Annotated in this window: 11 protein-coding genes; 5 read left to right on the top strand and 6 right to left on the bottom strand. The window is 58.7% G+C overall.

What is annotated here, in order from left to right:
* Positions 1–191 precede the first annotated feature (191 nt).
* Together LZC95_18430 and LZC95_18425 are read right to left on the bottom strand one after the other, a co-directional pair.
* Complete coding sequence (locus tag LZC95_18430) at positions 192–1,781, bottom strand: MBL fold metallo-hydrolase (protein ID WXA98794.1); 1,590 nt, start codon at positions 1,779–1,781, stop codon at positions 192–194.
* Entirely contained in the window at positions 1,778–2,644 is an 867-nt protein-coding gene (locus tag LZC95_18425) for an alpha/beta fold hydrolase (protein WXB00352.1), read from the bottom strand. Before LZC95_18425 ends, LZC95_18430 begins: the two co-directional genes overlap by 4 nt.
* Before the next feature lie 568 nt (positions 2,645–3,212).
* On the opposite strand from LZC95_18425, the gene LZC95_18420 reads away from it, so the two are divergent.
* The 5 genes from LZC95_18420 to LZC95_18400 all read left to right on the top strand — a co-directional run bounded on the left by LZC95_18420 (position 3,213) and on the right by LZC95_18400 (position 12,003).
* Positions 3,213–4,130 carry a helix-turn-helix transcriptional regulator gene (locus LZC95_18420; protein WXA98793.1) on the top strand — a complete coding sequence of 306 codons (918 nt, stop codon included), beginning with the start codon at positions 3,213–3,215 and terminating at the stop codon, positions 4,128–4,130.
* A 114-nt stretch (positions 4,131–4,244) separates the two neighbouring features.
* The gene (locus LZC95_18415) at positions 4,245–5,525 is read left to right on the top strand and encodes a glycosyltransferase (GenBank protein WXA98792.1); all 1,281 of its coding nucleotides are present in this window, start codon (positions 4,245–4,247) and stop codon (positions 5,523–5,525) included.
* Between the two features lie 58 nt (positions 5,526–5,583).
* Complete coding sequence (locus tag LZC95_18410) at positions 5,584–8,466, top strand: penicillin acylase family protein (GenBank protein WXA98791.1); 2,883 nt, start codon at positions 5,584–5,586, stop codon at positions 8,464–8,466.
* An 845-nt stretch (positions 8,467–9,311) separates the two neighbouring features.
* Entirely contained in the window at positions 9,312–10,946 is a 1,635-nt protein-coding gene (locus tag LZC95_18405) for a TauD/TfdA family dioxygenase (GenBank protein ID WXA98790.1), read from the top strand.
* A gap of 802 nt (positions 10,947–11,748) precedes the next feature.
* Positions 11,749–12,003 carry a hypothetical protein gene (locus tag LZC95_18400; GenBank protein ID WXA98789.1) on the top strand — a complete coding sequence of 85 codons (255 nt, stop codon included), beginning with the start codon at positions 11,749–11,751 and terminating at the stop codon, positions 12,001–12,003.
* A gap of 438 nt (positions 12,004–12,441) precedes the next feature.
* Here the strand turns inward: LZC95_18400 and LZC95_18395 are convergent, their stop codons facing one another.
* From LZC95_18395 to LZC95_18380, 4 genes are all read right to left on the bottom strand, one after another.
* Positions 12,442–12,609 carry a hypothetical protein gene (locus LZC95_18395; protein ID WXA98788.1) on the bottom strand — a complete coding sequence of 56 codons (168 nt, stop codon included), beginning with the start codon at positions 12,607–12,609 and terminating at the stop codon, positions 12,442–12,444.
* Positions 12,610–13,566: 957 nt separating this feature from the next.
* Positions 13,567–13,824 (bottom strand): hypothetical protein, encoded by a 258-nt coding sequence (locus tag LZC95_18390; GenBank protein WXA98787.1) that lies wholly within the window; start codon positions 13,822–13,824, stop codon positions 13,567–13,569.
* 356 nt (positions 13,825–14,180) lie between these two features.
* On the bottom strand, positions 14,181–17,345 hold the full coding sequence (locus tag LZC95_18385; GenBank protein WXA98786.1) for a TonB-dependent receptor: 3,165 nt from the start codon (positions 17,343–17,345) through the stop codon (positions 14,181–14,183).
* 103 nt (positions 17,346–17,448) lie between these two features.
* Positions 17,449–20,640, bottom strand: coding sequence for a TonB-dependent receptor (locus LZC95_18380; protein ID WXA98785.1), 3,192 nt, complete (start codon positions 20,638–20,640; stop codon positions 17,449–17,451).
* Positions 20,641–20,837: the final 197 nt, after the last annotated feature.

Genomic DNA, 20,837 nt, shown 5'->3' with positions numbered 1-20,837 from the left:
ATGCAGTGTCCTCGTTCGTCAAATACAGGAGCCAATTCACAGCACGCTATGCGGCATCAGGACCAGACACATTGAATAAAAGACAAATTAGGCGACCAACATTGGAATCACGAACTCGACGTCCCCGCAAGTTGCGTCGCAACCAACTCGAAACCAGCACTTTCACATACACCTGTTTTACCGGCACATCGTCAAACGGGGACCACCTGGGCCCCGTACAAACGCTCGGCAAATACGCCAATCTTACGACATTCTTCCACAAACTTATTTGACTCCACTATGGGTTTTGAATGCTCGTCGTAATTGATAGAAGTGATAAACTGGAGCCATGGTTCTGCACCCATTGCATAAACATATGCGCGCGATGGGCTCAGTTTCTGAATAACATCCACAGCTTTTGCGCAGTCAGACCCGTCCAATCGACGACCTTGATCGTTCTTCCGAATGATCGGCTTTGCTAAGATCGGGCCGTACAACCAACTCATGGGTGCCCCTTGACATTCCATACCTATAAATACAGTATCCACTCGTCCGACCATATTTCGCACATGATTGTAGAGCTCAGGCTCCAAGTTGTTTGAATCGGCGGCGCATAAGATCGCTCTACCTCCAAGCCGAAGCAAATGGGCAGCTTTGGACCGAACATCGAGATCCCCGTGCTCTCCCAGAAACGGCAACGCTGTGATCGAACCGCCTTCGAACTCGAGCGCCTCCATCTCATCAAGCGCAATTACGTTTCTAAACCCGAGTTTGCGAAACATCAATTTAAGTGATGGATCCGCTAAACTTCCTGGACTGTTACTAGGAACAACCAGGTGCCTAATCTTGTGCCGCAGTTGCAACAGTGTCTCTAGTAGAACGTGATCTTGGTGGTTATGGGTAATCACCGCATAATCGATTGTATCTGGAAGGTCGGCGAAGCCTATTCGTTCCAAACCGGGAACCCCCTTGTGCGGAACCAGAGGGTCAAAGAGTACGCTCGTCTGGCGCGACTCTGCGAGAATGCAGGCGTGGCCAAGGTACCGGACCCGCACCCCTTCGAGAATTTCCTGGACTCGCCGAATTGGCGGCTCTTCCGTAAAATATTGAGAGAGCGCATTTCGATCTATTTGCAATGCATCGACAAAGTACTCTGTCGATGTCGGCGATAGGCGTGCTTTGGACAATTCGTCAACGATCGGACTTGCAAACGGAAGCTCTGCAACCAATACCTCATCTCCGCGCAGTCGCGGCGTACTGAGTGCAAATGCGCGCGAGTCGCTTTTGCATACGGAGATCGCTATCGTCTGATTGGATGTACGATATAGTGAACTCTCGTACAGAAGCGCCTCAAAGCAGCGAAAGTACGGCCGGTGATGAAGGTCGTACACCAGCTCTACGTACCCGCGAAGAATGGCGGGCACCTTCGCGTACAGCGGCTCCAACGGAGTACCAGTTGCCTCCATTGCTAACATGTCATTTAGAGCCTTTACAGCGACGGCAAGCTCCAGAAGATGTACCTGCCTCCGGCGCGTCGTCTCTAGCAGTTCGGCGATTTCTCCTGCACGAGTTGCGGGATGATTGATGAACGGGCCGCCTAGCATACCCGGTGCCTTTACAGCTTCTACATGGATAGATGGCGTTGCAACGAACGATTGCATGACCTTGATATGATGATTAGCTACGTATAGTGCCGCCGTGACCGGTGGAATCACGAAGGACGACGCGTACCAGCTGTTCACCAAAGGTTCGATGACAACGTTCTCTCTCAAATACATAGCAGACGATGCATTATTGGTCATAAAACCTCCCGTAGCACGACCGACACTACGTCCGCCGCACATGGTTGTATAAAGAAGTGTCCCCCGTGGAACGAGTGCACGCGAAGTTCGGCCGATGTATGCACCTGCCATCGGGCTACGGCTTCGTACGGTACCCCCATGTCAGTTGCGCCGAACAGCGCCGTAATGGGACTGACCAGCCTTTCCGTGCTTCCGTAGTAGCTCGCAGCAAGCTCAACGTCCGCGCGCATTACCGGCAACAGCAACGCGAGCATTTCCGGGTCATCGAGGATCGCCGCCGGCGTACCATTCAGGTCCCGGATAGCCTCAACCAACCCCGCGTCCGATAGCCTGTGCATTTCTCGGTTGGTGCGCTCATACGCGGGCGCGGCGCATCCGGAGACGAACAGACGTCGAGGCGGTGGCGCGCCGATGCGCTGAAGCTCAAAGGCGAGCTCAAACGCAACAAGCGCGCCTAGGCTATGGCCAAAGAAGGCATACGTCTTCTCGAGCCCATCTCGCATGGCCTCGCATAGCGCCGCAACGAGCGCTCTCATGTCCACAATTGGTCGCTCGTGCTGCCTCGACGCCCTTCCAGGAAGGCACATTGTGAAAACCTCAAGATCGCGACCCGCCAGGGTCGACCAGTCGCGATACACCCATGGACTTCCGCCCGCGTAGGGGAAGCAAAACAGGCGAACTTTTGCGTCAGGGTTCCGTCGTGTTGACAGAAACCACCGCTCATAGCCCGCGGCGCCCGTCGCCGCGGCGGAAATGGTAGTAGCCGGCGTAATCCTGTCACTGCGAGCTTCGACCTTCGTCGCAGCCCGCAGGTTGGCGCGGGTGCTGTCACTTCGATGACCAGATTCTCTACCTAGCGTCATTTTGACTTCTTTTGCCAAGTACGTCTCAAGAGGGTGAGTCATGAATAACCGAAGCTTACGAGTATTCGAGGACGCGCAGCTCGGCCATCACCATAAGTAGTGACAACCGTTGTTCGCACTCGTGATGCAACCCACGGACTTAACACCATGCAGCTCCCCTCCCCTCGTGCACCTACAACAAAAGAGCGAACGTCCGTCGAATTCACGCAACTAAATCACGGCCGGGGCGAACAGCTGGATCGTCGTTCGTCGCTCACGCTGGCTAATTTGGGATTGACACGATAGATCGGTCGGGCAGAAGAACGGGCCATCGCGGACGTGAAGGAATCACCTCGCCGACCGCTATCGACCAGACTCATTAGTGCAATAAGTCTGTTACGGGTGTCCGAATTTCGATCAAACCTGGTCGCGTTGCGTTCGCTGACTCGCGCTACGACGCCCGAACACTTCAAGTCGACCGAAAGTGTCCGTTGAGGGTCGAATTTGCTTTGGATTCTGCTACCCGTCCGTAGCAGGAGAGCAGAGGTTCGCGACGTCGCGACCGATTAGGAGCGCGTTCTTAGAAGAAGTGCGCAACCCGGCGTTCTCGTTGGTCGACCAATTTGAGGACATAGCCACCGACAGCAACAAACATCCACTATGGAGCATGATGATGCTGACGTCCCCGACCACCATCGATGAGGTGCGACTTCGAATTGTTGAATGTTGCGTGAGGCGGGATTTTTCAGGGCACATGCTGGAGGCATTGCGGACGTTAGTACCATCTGCCGGCGCCTTCCTTCTTCTCAGCGGCATCGCCGGGACTGTCTCCCCTCGCTCGACGCGAGTCGTGGACGGCAGCGAATTGAGGCCGACAATCCCGAGCAGCGCTACGCTAAGCGAAGCACTTGGGATAGCAGTCGATGTCGCCCTTATGCGGAAGGCTCACATCCACTTTCATCCGGAACTCTACCGCAGCAGCTCGTCATATTTTTTAGTCAACTCTTTACCTAATCGGTTTGTACGAGCTATCTCGATGTGGCTGCATGATGGCACGGCGCTCCATGGAGTGTGCGGTCTCGAACGCCGCGAAGACGAGCCCGCCTTCACGCAAGCCGATGTAGGTAAACTCGAACTGCTCATTCCTTTCATCGTGGCTATCACACAAACGAGGCTCGTGCACGACGCGCTCGAGGAGGAGATAGCTGCACTTCGCTCAACGACGGTGCACAGCGCCTTTGGGGACCCTAAGCCCATTCACGTAGTCTACCCAAGCACGCGCGCGGGGAAGCGAGAATCTATTGGTCAAAGCAAACAGGGAACTACCGGCAATCTTTCCCGCCGCGAGCGAGAGATCGCGCGGCATCTCGTTGCAGGTTACAGCGTCGTAAACATCGCCGCGATTCTTGGGCTAAGCGAGAACACAATTCGAACTTACGTACGTCGCGTGTATACGAAGCTTGAGGTATCTAACCGCGCGGAGATGGTGCGGCAATTCCCGTATTAACCTCGAGAGTGAGCGATACGGACGGGTGCTCTCGGTTCCTTATCGCGCGATACTCACTGAACCCTCATTCGTCGCTTCAAAGCATCCAAATTGCCACATCATTAGGAGAAACACATGGCGTCACCTCAGGCGAGTCAATATAATAACGTCACAGAATACGACAACTCAAGATCCATAGAAGCCAGGGCAATTAAATCCCGCCCACTGCGACTACTATTCGCCAATCCAGGACTTCATGCTTTCGGAAACAACGAGGGTGGCATCAAGTCGTTCCGCGGATTAATTGTCGCGATGGCGGCGGCGGGTCACGAGTGCAAAGTGATCTCCATCCCCGCCCCTGTCCCAGTCGACGGCTCAGACCACTCCCAATGGGGGCGGCTTTGCTCAACAATCCAGGATGGCAGTGCTATGCCGCCGATCAGTGTAGACTTTACCGACGACCTGCCGATCGTCGAGCTCCGCCAGGGGCGCGGTGGTGTATTCGAGCAGATCCGGCGCTTGCTTCTTATACGCAAAAGATTCGGCGCGCTCGTCAGGCAACGCGTACAAGATTGGAACCCCGACTGGGTGGTTTGGGAGAACGGCGCAGGTAACCTTCGATTCGCTCTAACGCTGGCCCGCGGAAAGCTGGCACTCAGCATAGCATCCACTCTATTGCTCCCTTTCGGACCCGCAAGCTCGAAAGAATGGTTCCTTTCCTCCTCCACTTCAGTCTACCGGCGAATTCCGAAAATTATTTGCGCGTCGGTATTCATGCAAAAATATGTCCATAATTATGCGGGGTTGTCCTCGGTCTACCAGCCGCCGGTATCCTATGGGGCTCCGCCTTTCCGGCGCGTAGGACGATTCGATGGCGCGGTTACTATGGTGAATCCTTGCGTCGCCAAAGGCGCTAAGATTTTTGAGGCCCTTGCAAAATCATTTCCCGACACTAGATTTCGTGCAATCAAGACGTATATGGGAGTATATTCCGGGTTGCGGTCGCTTCCCAACGTGGAAATATCACCATCCAGGGAAGATCTTGACGAGGCGTTGTCAGATACCAGCGTACTCGTTGTTCCTTCCATATGCGGTGAGAGCGGCGCAATGATTGTGCTTGACGCGATGCTGCGTGGTGTACCGGTGATCGTCAGTAATGACGGCGGTCTACCCGAGTATCGGCTGGGCGTGAACGATTGCATCGAGGTCACTCCCCTTCGATTCGTCCGGACCTGGACCGGAGCGCCAAGAGCGATCCAAGCGCCGGTGAGGGTCGACCCGTGGTGTACGGCACTGCAGCCGTTGATCTCGGATGCGAGCATTTGGGAGGCTCGAGCCTCGAAATCGGTGGAGGCCGCGCAGTCCTATCTAAAGAAATTGTCCGTTTCTCCGCTGAGCGATTATCTGCGCACCTGACCAGCGCCTTTGTCGAAGGTTCCCTGAGAGCCCGCCTGACCCCGAAAGGAAGCAGCACATGGCAGATGACGACAAGCTTGTCCGACTTGTAGGCACGTTAGCTATCCTTGTCTCACTCGGTATTGCCTGCTCTGGGCCAACGGATTCGCTCGAACCAGCAGTGTTCGGGCCACTGGGCGACCGGCCCGGCATTCAAGTCCACGATCGACTGCCTTTCCCGAGGCTCGACGCTCCAACAGACGTTGTACGCGATACTTACGGTCGCCCTCACATCTATGCGACTACCCTTGCGGACGCGATGCGAGCGGAGGGATACATGATTGCACGCGATCGTGCCGGTCAGCTCGAGCTGTTGCGGCGCACCGCGGAAGGACGCATGGCGCAAATTTTCGGGGACATTTCGCCAAATACCATTGACAGCGATATTGCGTTTCGTCAAATCGGTTTAGCGAGGATTGCCCGCGCACAGAATGCTCTCATCGGCCCCGGAGAAGTACGCGCTGCACTTGAAGGATATGCCGAGGGCGTGACAAATGCATTTCGCGACATTCGCGAGGGACGCGCGATGCTGCCCGAATCATGGAGCATGCTTCCCATTGAAGCGTTCACGGATTGGAGCGCGGTAGACTCTCTCGCAGTAGCACGACTTCAAACATTTCTGCTTTCTTATGATGCTGACGTCGATATCGGCAATCAGGTCGTGCTAGACAATCTCAAGGCTACGTTCCATGCATCGGCTAAAGACCAGGCTCTTCGGGCGCGCACGGGAATTGAGCGGGATCTTTGGTGGTTCGCCCCACTGGATCCCATTGCCGAGCGCCCCGCCCTTTCCCCGCGCCCCCAACCGAGCGCCATCGCATCGAGTCCTTCACTTAAAGGCAAACGTACGGCGCCGAAAGCAGCCTCGATCGTCGCGAATCGAACCGTTGGCTTTCGCGATGTGCTCGATTCAATTCGAAACCAGTGGGCTCCCGCAGGCTTCGGCTCTAATGCGTGGGCGATCTCGGGCATTGCCAGCGCTACCAACCACGCTTTGCTCGCGAGCGACCCTCATCTGGCCCTCACCTCTCCGGGGGGACTGTGGCCCGTATCGATCACGGTTGGAATGGGGAGCGACGCCGCGATGCGCCTGAGTGGTGCGGCAATGCCTGGCATACCTGGCGTGATCCTCGGTCACAACGGAATGGTTGCCTGGGGTGCAACGGTCACTGGATACGATGTCAGTGATGCGTATTCTGAGACCGTGAGCGCTGATGGTCAGGGTGTCGTATTCGGCACGTCCAAGGTTCCTTTTCAGAGCATCGACGAAGTCATCGAGGTGCGAGGCTCCGCTCCACTGGTCTACCACGTGAAAATTGTGCCGCATCACGGTCCAATAGTCCCCGTGATCGAGGGGCATCGCGTGATCGAGCCATCGCCAGGGCCCGCGCTGAGTGTACGCTGGACCGGATCGGCTCCGACGCTCGAACTGGCGGCACTCTTCGGCCTTGCTCACGCTAGGACAACGGACGAGGGCGTCAACGCGCTTGCCTCGTACGCTGCAGGTGCGCAAAATTGGGTCCTTGCTGACACCTCTGGCAATATTGCTTGGACGAGCTCATCGCATATTCCTATTCGGAAAAGGGAGGCGTTTTCTTGGAATCCTAGCAGCTACACGGGGACCTTGCCGTGCCTGGTGCTACCCGGTGATGGGAGTGCTGAGTGGACTGGCATGCTACCTGCCGAGTACGTTCCGGCCGCTAAGAACCCCGCATCGTCCCACATTATTTCCGCCAACAACGATCCGACTGGCGATCTCGCCGACAACGATCCATCGAACGCATCGCTACCCAACGGAACTCCGATGTACTGGGGCTGCGGCTTTGATGTTGGCTATCGCGCATCGCGCATTCGTGCGCGAATAACTTCCGCGAATCGTCCACTGGGACCGGAAGATCTATCCGCCATCCAGGCTGACGTGCGGTCAGCCCTAGGCGCAAATCTCGTTCCCGTATTACTTACGGTGCTTAATCGCGCGCAGGAAGAGTACGCGCACCCCGATTCAAATTCAAGTCTCTCGCACGTCTTGAAGGAGCCCGCGTACGATCCGGTACGCATTGCAGAGGTTCGCACATTGCTAGAGACATGGGGAGCGGATGCAGATTATCGTGCCTCGGCAGGTATCGACCTCGCAACAGGTGAGCCGTCGCCTACCGCTGGCGTGATTCCGGAAGCAATCGCAGGACGAGCCTCTCAAGCAACCTTGATATTCAATCTTTGGTTACGCAATGTGATTATTCGCACGCTCCGCGACGAGGCTGTCGCGGCATCCGTGAATCTCGGACACGACGCTCTATTGAAAGCAATCGTGCATCTACTACTCGACGATCCGAGGGGCCTGGCTACCTACGATCCTGTTCGGAGAGATTCCATTGTATGGGATGACATTCAAACGACCGATGTGGTTGAAACGCGTGACGATCGCATCGTGCAAGCACTTCTTGATTCTATCATTTGGCTGGACCAGAAGGCCGGTAGCGACGAGCGCCAACGAAGGTGGGGCGCGTATCATACCGTGACGATGTCGTCGATAGCCGCTCCGATTGGTACGTCGATCCCGGCGCGGAACGATCGGCTTTTTTCGAGCGGATTTCCCCGTGACGGTGACGAGTTCTGTGTCGATGCTGCGGAATATAACCTCGCAACAGTGGAACCCGATCCCTATTTCATGTACAGGAGCGGCCCAGCGCAACGCTTCGTGATTGATCTTGATCCCGCAGGGCCGCGTGCATGGAATGCTTTTCCTACGGGCAATTCGATGGATCCGAGCAACCACCACTTTCGTGACGAAACGGAGTACTGGCGGACGAATCGCGCTCACTTGGTCCCGTTCACAATCGACGAGATGATTCACGTAAGTGAGTCACGGATTGTGCTGATTCCCACACCGCGGTCAATGTGAAGCCGAACTCGACTTCCTGAGGAGATCTGACAAGCCTGCGGCCCGCATGGCTGGCCCCGAACGGAACTACGATACACTCGTACACTTGACCTACTTCGAGCAGTCGTGAATATCGTCGTACGAAGCGTACAATTTCGCAACCGCGTGAACGCACGCAAGAGGGCGGCCTCGACCGGGGTATGCGCCTCGAGGTGCTCGACAAGAACCTCGAAAGTCACTCGACAAGCCCCTGCTCGCCAAGCTTACGAGCCGCCGATTTCTCGAAGCCCACATGGTAGTTCTTGGTCCCTATCGGCATTGGCGAGATTTCTCGCCAGCGCTCTCGGTCTCTGACAGAGTCGCCTCGATACCCGCTAGGCGTAGGTGACCGCCCTCACCACGGCCGGTAATCTCATCCCTCGACGACTTCGATCTCGAGCCGATGAGCAAATGAAGAGAGCAAAGGATCTATCAACTCTTTCTCGAGCGCACCGGTCGCGCGTCGATGATTATCACGCGCAATCGAGACACCGCCGAATGGATCTGCATATTCGATCATGTCTTGCTTGCTCAAAGCGCTGTCGGTCGATTGAAGAACGCCGCTTTCGCTATCGTCGTCGACGGTGGGTCTTACCGACCCCGACTCCAACCCCAAGCTCGACGACAGCGAGCTACCCAGTGGCTCCCGTGCCCAAGCCAAAGGTCCATCCAGGCGCTGACCGGCTTCGCTCTTCTGTCCCCCTGCGCCTTCGCTGCACTGCTCACTGTCGCGGCTCGGGCGGCGCGGGCGCGGTGAAAAATTGCTCGACGCGGTCCTCGATACGGGACACTCCCGGAAGAACGGGAGGATGGATAGGGGGTGAGCGATGGCCTCGTCGTCTGGGGGTGGTGCCCATGGCGTGGTGGCCGAAGGGGTTCGGATTCGAGAAGTGGCGCGTGAGCGCGGGCTGTCCGTCGTGCGCGCTCAGTCTCGCGTGCTCAAACTGCCCACAGTCGCACCGGAGTGCGAAACACTGGCGCACCAATGGCTGGCCGAGGGTTGGTCGCCTTTGCAATACCTGCGGCCTTGCTCGATGCTGAACTCGTCGATCCGCGCCGAGCACGCGGATCATGCATCGCATGCGATCCGCGCGCCTACCCGCGCAGAAGATGCTATCTCAATTCGATTGGCGGTGGTCGCATGGTCTGGACGCGTCCGGGTTGAAGGTATGGCTCGATGCAGCGGCATTCCGACCCCGCGCAATATCGTGCTCCTGGGTCCGGGCGGTACGGAAAAAGACGCACTTGACGACCGCCCCGAGCATCGAGGCCGTCAAGCGCGGCCACAGGCTCGTTGCTCGTGTGCTTTTTTTGGAACTAACCACATAACAACATCATGTCATTATTGCGCAAAAACATTATTGATCACACTAACAAAGAATCTCCACATGCTAATTCCTGAGCTAATCCAGTTGAGCAGCGGTCGGTGCCCGGTCGTCTTCGGTCCGCGCGGCGCGAGCCCCGGACCGGATTGGTTATGTCAAATGCTCGCCGAATACCGGACGGAGGTGAGGGCCCTTTTGAACGTCCATGGTGCAGTACTCTTTCGCAACTTCGACGTCTCCAGCGCGCGGCTCCTGGAGAAAGCCACAGCGGCTTTTTCGCCCGACGCGTGGGTCAAGTACCGAGAAGCATCCACGCCTCGAGAGACCGTGGAGGGGAATGTCGCCACTTCGACAACTTACCCTAATACTGAATCAATTTATCAACACAATGAAAATTCGCATGTAATGAGTTGGCCACTTTATTTAATGTTCTGCTGTGAAGTCCGAGCCACTGCCGGTGGCGCGACGCCGCTCTGCGACGTTCGTCGAGTGTACAGAAGAATACCCATCGGATTGCGGACACGGTTGGAGGACGAGGGCTTCTTGTACCGTCGCGCATTCGGCTATCACAAGCGAATTGGTTTCTCCTGGAGCGCTGCGTTTGGCCTTTCGTCGAAGTCTGATTTAGAAACCTATTTTATGAAAAACTCAATGCGTGCCGAATGGGGACAACTCGATAACGACCGCCTGGTTGCTACTTATCGAAGGTGGGCGTCACTGGAACATCCGATTACAAAAGAACGCGTGTGGTTCAATCACGGCACGTTTTTTAATATATACAATCAAGCCGAGGCGCGTCGTCAATTAATAACACGCGTGGTAGGTTTAGAAGGGGCGCCGTATCATACCTTTTTCGGCAATGGCAGCGCAATTACAATATCGGAGTATCAAGAACTTCGTTCTGCTTACGACGCCGAAATGAGCTCCGTACCTTGGGAGCGAGGTGATCTCATGTTGATCGACAATATGCTGACAAGCCATGGGCGAGAATCCTTCGAGGGGCCCCGCCGCGTCCTGGTCACTATGACCGACCGTGTGGATGCTCGACGGGTCGCAGCACCCGATACATTTGCATTGCCGACTACACAGCCGCGCCTTGTTGATATCGTGATGCGTGATGAAGTAGCCGTTCGGTAATGCACAATTACTACGTAGTCTTTGCCGGTCTTAGTCAACGACGAGATGTTTCTGTGCGAACAAGCGACGGAGTTTAGCCAGGGCGATGCACTTGACGCATGGAGTACGCCTCTTTTGCCGTTCGTTGTTGAGATTTCAGAATTGGCTATATTGACAGGGGCGCGGCCTCGACCATCTGACCGCACCAGCGACTGAGGGGTATACGTCGCTGGCAGCAATGCTGTAGCTGGCGTGATGGCGCAGTTGCTTGGTAAGCCATCCAGCAGCGCGTAAGCGGGATCTTGCGCCAGGGCGCAGGGTATGCTCAGCGGGTGCGTGACCTGAGGGTCGAATCGTGGTTGGGTGGGGCCATGGCGAGTCGGGTAACGGATATTGGGCACCTCCCGGCGCCGGGCGATGAAAACGTGAGCGCCGCGGGACGCCGGAGGGGAGCGTTCACGCGCGAGATTGTACAACCGGCGACGTCGCGCCCGTTCGATGGCTGGGGGCGTAGCGCGGTTCGATGCATCGGCGGAGTGCGAAGTCGTCAAAGGACCTGCGGCTCGCATGCGGTCGTGGAATTCGTGGCATTCCACAAGCACGTCGCGTGGTCGTGTGTGCGTGCGGTGAAGATGGCGTGGTCACCGGGATCGTCGGTACGGAGGCCGATGTTCGAGCCTATTGGCCGCGAGGCAAGATGGTCGCGTGGGGTTTCGACGAAGAAGAGCGACAAGTACGTATCCATGCAGCAGACCACGTCGTGACTCCATAGCAGACTATCCGCAAACTCCGTGTGCATGCTGAAGCGAGCAAAGAAACCAGAATGGGAAAGCGGATCGCGGGCTGGAAGGCGAGCGTGGAGAGCGCGCCTGATTATGCCAAAAGGCACGACTGGAATCCACTGACACTCATATGGTGGGAAAAGCGGATTGCAGCTGAAACCAAAGCCGCTGAATCCGGAAAAGGATTCGTCGAGGTCATCCCATCGGATGGATCCTTTGCGGCCAAGATGCCCATTGAGAAAGCGGTGACGTTGTTGAGCAGCTCTACGCCCCAACCCATCGGGACGTCGAGGTGATTCTTCGTTCGATCGAGGTTCTCCGGAAGCAAACATGCGGCAGCCCCGCGGCGCTTCGCGACCTACTAATTAAGCCTGCTGGAGGAGAATTGATGTTCTCCACGCACGTTCGGATCTTCGTGGGCGTCGATCGCGTGGATCTTCGCGTCAGTTTCGACCGCCTCGCGGGGATTGTCCGCGAGCGTTTCGGCGAGGACCCACGCGGTGGCGCCCTCTTCGTTTTCCTCAACAAGGGCACCGACCGGTGTAAAGTGCTATTCTATGACCGCAGCGGATATGCGATCTTGTACAAGCGTTTGGATCGCTCGGTATTCGTCCCACCGCCACGCACCGAAGGAGCGTCACGTGTGGAGATGAGGCCCGAAGCGTTTGCACGATTTCTTGAAAGGCTTGCCGTTGAAGGCAAGAAAAAGAACACCAACGTGCACTGCTTTTATATCATCCGATTGGCCCGCCGGCGGTCTCGGTATCGCTGCGCACGATGCGAATGCAGAGTCGCCCCACGACGGCTGCGCTGATAGATGGCGCCCGCCCGGCGCAGCGGCTCACGGCGGCGATGAGCGCTGCGTACTCGCCCGCAATACCGCCGGCCATGATCGCAGCCACGGCAAGCCCGTATGATTCGGCCGAAAAGCTCGCACCCGAACAGCCGTCCTACTTCCGCGCTCATGAAACATCGGCGCCTTTCTGGACGCAGACGGGCGCGTGAATGATAACGGGGTTACTCTGTGGCGGCGCCCGTTTTGCGACCGCTCTCGAAGGCTCGGGTGGTCAGACCCGGGCCTTCTTTTTTGGACGATCTCTTACGCACAACGGCTTGCCTCTCCCAACAAATCGGCCCGAGCACCTCGGGGTGAAGGAATTTGGCTGTCTTATGCAATTTGCCCTAAATCTGAGCGGTTTGTGCGATCGTCGACAGCCCCATGCCCCTGCGAAAATTCTCTGACGCGTCATGTTCGGGACACGATTTTCAATCCACGGACTTTGAGTCCGATCCGCGGCATCCTGCGCATGGTTGTTCGCTTCCGTCTCCCTGGCCCCATGATCCTGCGAACTGGCATCCTTCGCAGGAGGGATACATATGCTCGGGAAACATGAACTCTTTTCCGGCACGCCGAGCACCCCGCGAAGCGCAGCAGGGCGGCCCCCTTTTTGCGTCCGAAGAACTCGGCCCGAGCTAAGAATCACGTCGACGTGCCGTTGGGGCGTAGTGCTGCTGAGCATTGCGCCCCCGCCTTCTCCAGAGGCATCTTGCTGCGGAAGGCCCTTCCGAAGGTATTACTTCGCCGAATCCTTTTCTGCCTCAGCAGACTTGCTCTCCGCTCTTTCCACATCCGCATCCGCGGATTCCATCCTTGCTTCTTTGCATAATCGGTCGCTCTCGCCGCTCGCCTTCCAGCTTGCAGTCCGCTTTTTCCATTCCGGCTTCTTCGCTGTCTTCCACACGCACCCCGAGTTTGAGCCTGGTACGCCGCCCCTCACGACGCGTTCTGCTGCACGGATACCTGGAGATTGAGCTCGTCTCGCTCTCTCTCGCCGCGGCACGGTCTGCCGTGCGGATGCTTAGTCCGCAGGGCGGTGCAGGGCGCGGTGAATCAGCCATAGCCCCGTGAGGAGGACGGCTACGGCGCCGAAGGCGACCGAGAGGATGGCGATCACCCTGATCCAGGGGGCGCCGTCCGAGGTGGCGATGTGCGTCTCCAGGAGCATCGCTCCTCCACCAATGGCGCCGCCGAGTATCCCACCGACGAACGCGAGGCCGAAATAAGGCAAGCGCAAGCGCAAGCGCAAGCGCAACTGCAGCGGCGACTGCGCGTCCACCGGTTCGGCGCGCGGCGGCGGGTCGTCTTGTCGTGGTTTTGGGGCTACTGGCACAGATTGACTCGACTGACGCGGTTCGGGCGGTGCGCTATCGCGCGAGGCGGTGCGCTGACGGACCTGCGACGTTAACGCCGGCCGCTCGTCGCCGGCTTGCCCCGTTGGTCGCGACGGCGTCGGTCGCGACTTCTGCCTTGATTCGTTCACGGCTGCCAACCCAGCAAGTGAGATGCCTCCCCAGTAAGCGTGGATCCCCAAATATATATGGCCTCGAAACGCGAGTTTCGAGGCCATATTTCTACCTTACACAACGCGGGGGCATGTCGCGTGTGACATACCCCGCCTTGCGTTTGTTCCTTTTAGAAGCTGCCGCGGATGCCGAAACGGAACTGCCGTGGCTCTTGGTACAGGTTGGCGTTCCCGAAGTTCGGGTTCACCGAGCCCGATTGCAGGGCACCGCCGGCGACCTGCTTCACGTTGCTCGGAAGGTCGGCCTTGGAGCCGCCCGGCACGGCATAGACCTCGTTGCGGGTGTAGCGCTCGTCCGTGCTCAGGGCGCCCTGGAGGTTCAGCAGGTTGAAGATGTCGCACGTAAACTGCAGCGCCATCCCATTCTCGAACTTCCAGCCGTAGCCCACGTGTGTGCCGAAATTGGCGTTCCAGGGCAGGCGCTCGCCCGTACCGCGCGGAAGGATGTAGACCTCGTCGGCGCCGTAGAGCGGGTGTGCGCCGAGCACGTTCGTGGGGCCGCCCGAGCGCACCTGCACCGAGCCGCCGATGTCCAAGTGAGACTCCTTCGTAATCTGGAAGTCCTTGGCGCCGTACACCTTGATCGCGTGCCGACGATCGCCGGGCAGGTCACCTGTCTGGTTGGTCAGAATCGACTTCAGGTCGAACGTGGAGTTCGCGTTCGGGTCGAGCTGGCCGGTGTCCGGCTTGTAGAGGCCGGCGATGTTTCCGCGAAGCCACGACAGGGTGTAGCTCACTTGCGCGAGCCAGCTGTCGGCGAACGTCTTCATGAAGTACACGGTGCCGGCGTCGTAGTTGCGCTCGGCCTCGGGGAAGCCCGAGGCAATCCCCTTCCCCGGGTTGCCGATGAAGAACGTCGCCGCCTCGTCGTTGCTCATGTCCTCGATGACGTTGTTCATCCAGCGGCGCACGTAGGACATACCGAAACGGCCATTCTTGACGATTTCGTACTCGCCACCACCGCTCAACTCGCTCATCGATTGCGGGCTGAGATCCGGGTCGACGATGGTCTTGCCGCCGCCGTATGGGAAGTAGTTGCGGTCGGGGATGTTGGAGCCACCCTGACGGCCGCCGACGGCCGGCCACACCTTCGTGTTGTTCATGCACGGGCCCGTGGCGGACCCCGGGTCGAGCGCATTGCATTGCGAGGGGGTATCGAGCGATTTCTCCGCTCGAGGCTCGACGCCGCGATCCATCAGGTTCAGCGGCACGCTCTGATAGAACTTGGCATAGCTGACGAACAGCTTCGAGCGGCCGTTCTGGAACGGGTCGTAGATGAGGCCCACGCGTGGCGAAATCTGGTTGGGAAGGCTCATGAAAAGCTTCCCGTCGGTGCTGAACAAGAACTGATTGTCGTAACGAACACCGACGTTCAGCGTCACCTTGTCCATGATCGACCAGCTGTCTTGAATGAAGCCGCCGACGCTGAACGAGTGGGAACGGGTCACCAAGCGGTCCCAAAGAACGGGGGTATCCGGCGCCGTCAGATAGCCGTAGCTGCCGCCCGTATCGAAGCGACGTCCGTTGGTCGACTCCGTGAAGGTGCGTCCACCGGTGCTGCCGCGGCTCGCCCACGACGTCGCCAATTCGAGCTCCGCACCCGCCTTGATGACGTGGTGGCCAGCGCCTTGCGCGAGCACGGTGAGCACGCTCTTGAGGGCATAGCTATCGAGGACCTGCTGATCGATGAAGCCCGGTCCGCCGCCGCGATACTGCACGACGGGGCAATTGGCTTGTTGGCGCCTACCGTCGGCAAGCGTCGTGTATCCGCATGCCCCTGCCGGCACGCGCTCGAACTCCGACGCGTCGTGATAAAGGGGATTGCGCCGCATCGTGGCGGATGGAATCGCCGAATACCCAAGGCCACTCGCGACGTTGAATCCGTCCGCAGGCAGCTGGCCACCCACCTCGTGGTGCCATCCGATGATGGTCTCGATGTTCTTCGACTTGTTGTCGAACTCCGACGTCCACTTCAAAATCGTGTCGTAGGCGCCCGAACGCCGCGTGTGCGCGAGTCGGCTGTAGGTGCCATCGATGTTGAGCTCTTGCACAGCGCCCTCGACCTGGCCGGAGCTGGGGCTGACCGAAAAATCCCCGCCTCCGCCCGACGTCGTGGGCGTCGCCGCAAAGCTCAATGCAAGTTTGTTATCTTGATTGATGCGATAATCGAGTTTCGCGAAAATCTGATACGAGGTCGCCGTCGCCTTGTACTGCTGCGAGGTCCCGGGAACTTCCGACCCCGAAAACGGATCGACGGCTCCGGTCGTCGGATTGATGCCGCTGTATTGATAGAGGCTGCGATCCAAATTGTAGATTGCGCGCGAAACGCCGAAACCCACGTAGTACCAAAGCTTGTCCTTGACGATCGGACCGCTCTGGTCGAAGCCCACGTCGTACACGTTGCCCAACGAGCGGCGCGTCTGGAAGGTCGTGCCCTGGAAGAACGGATACTTGCGTGCGCCTTCGAGTGCTCCCGGGGTCCAGTTCGCCCACACGTTGCCGTGGTACTCGTTCGAACCCGACTTGGTGACGACGTTGAGGATACCGCCGGTCGCCTTTCCGTACTCCGGCATGTACCCGCCGGAGAGCACGTTCACCTCTTTGACGAACTCGATCGACAGCGGCGAGCCGTTCAAGCCGTAGCGCGAGCTGTTCGTGCGCATGCCGTCGATGACGTACGAGTTCTCCGGCGACGTCGTACCCATGATCGACGTGCCGTAGCGATCCGCGGTGGCGCCTGGCGCGGCCTCGGCCACCGATTCGAAGGTACGCTGTGCACCGCCGCGGGCACCCGGATTGGTCACGGGAACGCGTGATGCGAATTCGGCGTCGATGTTCGACCCCGTCGTGGTCGACCCGACGTCGACGGTGGGCGTATGGGCCGTAATGACGACCACGTCGGCCTGGAGGCCCTCCGGCAGAAGATCGGCGTCGAGGCGGATGGTCGCGTCGGCGCGGAGCTGAATCTCTTTGCGCTCGTAAGCGCGGAATCCTTCTTTATCCAGGTGCAGCGTGTAAACACCCGGCGGAAGCGACGGGATACGGTACGTACCCGTTTTGTCCGTGGTGACGATTTGCTCGCCTTGAAGGGCCGGCGACGTCACCGTCACGACGACGTCCACGACGCCCTTCTTGCTGGAGGCATCGACGACTTTGCCGGTGAGGACGGCCGCGCCCTGCTGCGCTCGTGCCGGCGCCACCACCACGACGGTGGCAGTCAACGCGGCAAGGGCGGTGAACTGAGGAAGATGACGTCGGAAAGATCGCAGTTTCATCGGAATCCCTTACGCGCAAAAGAAAGACACCCGCACCCCTCCAGAACGGACGGGTGCGGGCCTGGTCAACTACAGGGCCGCGTGGTGGCGCGCGGCGCTATCGTCAAAAGGTGCCTCGGATACCGAAACGGAATTGCCGGGGCTCTTGGTAGCGAGTCGCGTTTCCGAAGTTCGGATATAGTTCCGTCTTCGGATCGAACGGCGCGCCGGTCGGCGTCTTGATACCGTTCGCGAGGTCGCCCTTCGTTCCATTGGCAATCGGGAGAACGTCGGAAGCCGTGTAGCGCTCACTTCGAGCGAGTTCGCCCTGGAAGTTGAGCAAGTTGAAGATGTCCATCGTGAGGCCGATGGTCATGCCATTCTCGAATCGGTAATTGTACCCGAGGTGGGTGCCGACATTGGCATTCCAGGGAAGCCGATCGCCGGAACCACGCGGAAGGATGAACGTCTCGTCGGCGCCGTAAAGGGGGTGCGAACCAAGGAAGTTGGTCGGTCCGCCCGAACGCGCCGAGAAGGAGCCACCCACCTGCACGATCGATTCCTTGGTGACGTTGATATCCTTCGCCGCGTACACCTTGATCTGGTGACGGCTGTCGCCGGGCAGGTCACCCGACTGATTCACCATCAGCGAGCGCAAGTCGAACGACGCGTTGGAGTTCGGGTCGAGCTGGCCGGTGTCCGGCTTGTACAGACCGGCGATGTTTCCGCGCAACCAAGAGAGCGTGTAGCTCACTTGCGCGAGCCACTGGTCGGCGAACGTCTTCATGAAGTAGACGGTACCGCCGTCGTAATTGCGCTCCGCCTCGGGGAATGTCGAAGCGATGCCTTTGCCCGGATTGCCGATGAAGTACGTGGCGCCTTCGTCGTTGCTCATGTCCTCGACGACGTTGTTCATCCAGCGGCGCACGTAACTGAGACCGAAGCGGCCATTCTTGATGACTTCGTACTCGCCGCCGGCGCTGAATTCGCTCATCGACTGCGGGCTGATATCCGGATCGATGAGGGTCTTGCCGCCGCCGGCCGGGAAGTACTTGCGATCAGGCGTACCCACGCCCGCGAGCGCGCCACCTGCACCACCGTGAGGAACACCCGCTGCACCGAACGTGCGACCATCGCGGCATCCTGGAGCCGAAATCGCCGCTTGGATGTCGCCGGCCGGGCAATTGCCCCTCGTCACGTTGTAATTGAGCTGCGACTCGCCAGTTCCGCGGTCTGCGATATTGAGCGGAACGCTCTCGTAGAACTTCGAGTAGCTCGCGAACAGCTTGGAGCGGCCGTTCTGCGTCGGATCGAAGATGACGCCGATACGCGGCGAAATCATGCCCGCGAAGGCCATGAAGAGCTTCCCGTCCTGCCCGTAGATGAACTGATTATCGAAGCGCACGCCGGCGTTCAACGTAATCTTGTCCAGGATCTGCCAGCTGTCCTGCACGAACCCACCGATATTGATGTTGTTCGAGCGCGTGACGAGCCGGTCAATCGGGTTCGGGTGATCCGGGCCACTCATGTAGCCATAGCCGCGGTTCGAGGTGAAGCTGGTTCCGGTCGTTCCCTCGCGAAGCGAGCGCGTTCCCGTGTAGCCGCGGCTGCTCCACGACGATGCCCACTCGAACTCGACTCCGCCCTTGATGACGTGGTGACCGAGCCCCTGCGCCAGAATGGTCAGAACGCTCTTCGCGGTCAGGCTATCGAGGACCTGCTGATCGATGAAGAGCGCACCACCGGTGTTGTACTGGAGGAGAGGGCAGCTTGGCTTGGTCTTCCGAACTCCGTTCGCATCGGGGTCCCCGTATGGGACGTTCGTGCATCCGGCCACGTTCTCGAAATCCTGGAGCCCGTGGAGATTGGGATTGTTCCGCCGCCACGTGATGGCCGGCTGATTGGCCAGACCGAGGCCGCTGCCCACGTTGAATCCGTCGGGGGGCAACGTGCCGCCCAGCTCGTGGTGCCAGCCGAGCGTCGTCTCGAGGTTCTTCGACTTGTTGTCAAACTCCGACGTCCACTTCAAAATCGTGTCGTAGGCGCCCGAACGCTTCTGCGTCGCCCTCGCGCCGTACGTACCCGCAAGATTGTACTCGGACGTGACGCTGCCCTCGACGGTGCCCGTCTGCGGATCGACCGAGTAATCACCACCACCACCCGACGACGTCGGCGTGCCAGCGAAGGTCAGTGCGAGTTTGTTGTCCTGATTGATGCGGTAATCGAGTTTGCCGAACAACTGATACGACGTCGATACGGCCTTGAACTCTTGGCTCGATCCGGGAAGGTACGCCGTGCCAGTGGGGTCTCCGGTCTTGTCATCATAGAACGTCTGCTCGACGCTGCGCGAAAGCTTGTACTCGCCGCGTGAGACACCGAAGCCCACGTAGTACCAAAGCTTGTCCTTCATGATCGGACCGCTCTGGTCGAAGCCTACATCCCACACGTTGCCGAGCGTGCGGCGCGTCTGAATCGAGGTGCCCGAGAAGTACGGATACTTGCGCCCGCCCTCGAGCGCGCCCGGCGTCCAGTTCGCCCAGACCGAGCCGTGGTACTCGTTCGAACCCGACTTGGTGACGACGTTGAGGATACCGCCGGTGGAACGCCCGTACTCCGGCATGTAACCGCTGGAGAGAACGTTGACCTCTTTCACGAATTCGACGGACAACGGTGAGCCGTTGGTTCCGTATTTCGAGCTATTCGAACGCAGACCGTCGATGACGTACGAGTTCTCCGGCGACGTGGTGCCGTTGATCGACGTACCGTAAAGGTCCGCGGTCGCGCCCGGAGCGGCTTCCGCGATCGACTCGAAGCTACGCTGTGCACCACCGCGTGCACCGGGGTTCGTAATCGGAATACGCGAGGTGAAGTCGCTATTGATGTTGGCGCCACCTGCGGTGGACCCGACGTCGACCGTCGGTGCGTGGGCGACGATGACCACCTCTTCGGCTTTCAAGCCTTCCGGCAGCAGGTCGGCATCCAGGCGAATGGTTGCGTCTGCACGCAGCTGAATCTGATCGCGCTGATAGGCCCGATAACCCTCTTTATCGAGGTGTAAGGTATAAACACCTGGTGCGAGGGACGGAATCCGGTAGGTCCCAGTCTTGTCGGTGGTGACGATCTGCTCGCCCTGGAGAGCGGGTGACGTCACGGTGACGACGACATCCACAACTCCTTTCTTCGAAGCAGCATCAACGACCTTACCGGTAAGTACCGCCGCACCCTGCTGCGCTTGCGCAGGCGCGACCACGACGATCGTCGCGGCCATCGCGGCGACGGAAAGAGCCAAATTGGGTCGAAAAGCTCGCAGTCTCATCGTGCTCCCTTGATCCCGTGCTCCCGCCGCGGCCACTGGGCCGGTCGGGTGCGTCTCGTGAAATGAGTCCAGCCCGCAATCACCACGTAACGGGTGCGTTCGGCAAGAAAAACTAGCGGGGCGCGGAATAAATTCGGGGGCTTCGACGCATGATGCGGTGCGCAGGTGGGGCGTTAGGTAACTAACCCCCCTCATAA

The sequence above is a fragment of the Sorangiineae bacterium MSr12523 genome (assembly GCA_037157775.1).
Lineage (GTDB): Bacteria > Myxococcota_A > Polyangia > Polyangiales > Polyangiaceae > Pendulispora > Pendulispora brunnea.
This window is presented reverse-complemented; position numbering and strand designations above follow the sequence as displayed.

Excerpts from the sequence above, each read along its gene's own strand:
- LZC95_18430 (WXA98794.1), bottom strand. The coding sequence starts at position 1,781 with ATGACCAATAATGCATCGTCTGCTATGTATTTGAGAGAGAACGTTGTC.
- LZC95_18425 (WXB00352.1), bottom strand. The coding sequence starts at position 2,644 with ATGACGCTAGGTAGAGAATCTGGTCATCGAAGTGACAGCACCCGCGCC.
- LZC95_18415 (WXA98792.1), top strand. The coding sequence starts at position 4,245 with ATGGCGTCACCTCAGGCGAGTCAATATAATAACGTCACAGAATACGAC.
- LZC95_18410 (WXA98791.1), top strand. The coding sequence starts at position 5,584 with ATGGCAGATGACGACAAGCTTGTCCGACTTGTAGGCACGTTAGCTATC.
- LZC95_18405 (WXA98790.1), top strand. The coding sequence starts at position 9,312 with ATGGCCTCGTCGTCTGGGGGTGGTGCCCATGGCGTGGTGGCCGAAGGG.
- LZC95_18400 (WXA98789.1), top strand. The coding sequence starts at position 11,749 with ATGGGAAAGCGGATCGCGGGCTGGAAGGCGAGCGTGGAGAGCGCGCCT.
- LZC95_18385 (WXA98786.1), bottom strand. The coding sequence starts at position 17,345 with ATGAAACTGCGATCTTTCCGACGTCATCTTCCTCAGTTCACCGCCCTT.
- LZC95_18380 (WXA98785.1), bottom strand. The coding sequence starts at position 20,640 with ATGAGACTGCGAGCTTTTCGACCCAATTTGGCTCTTTCCGTCGCCGCG.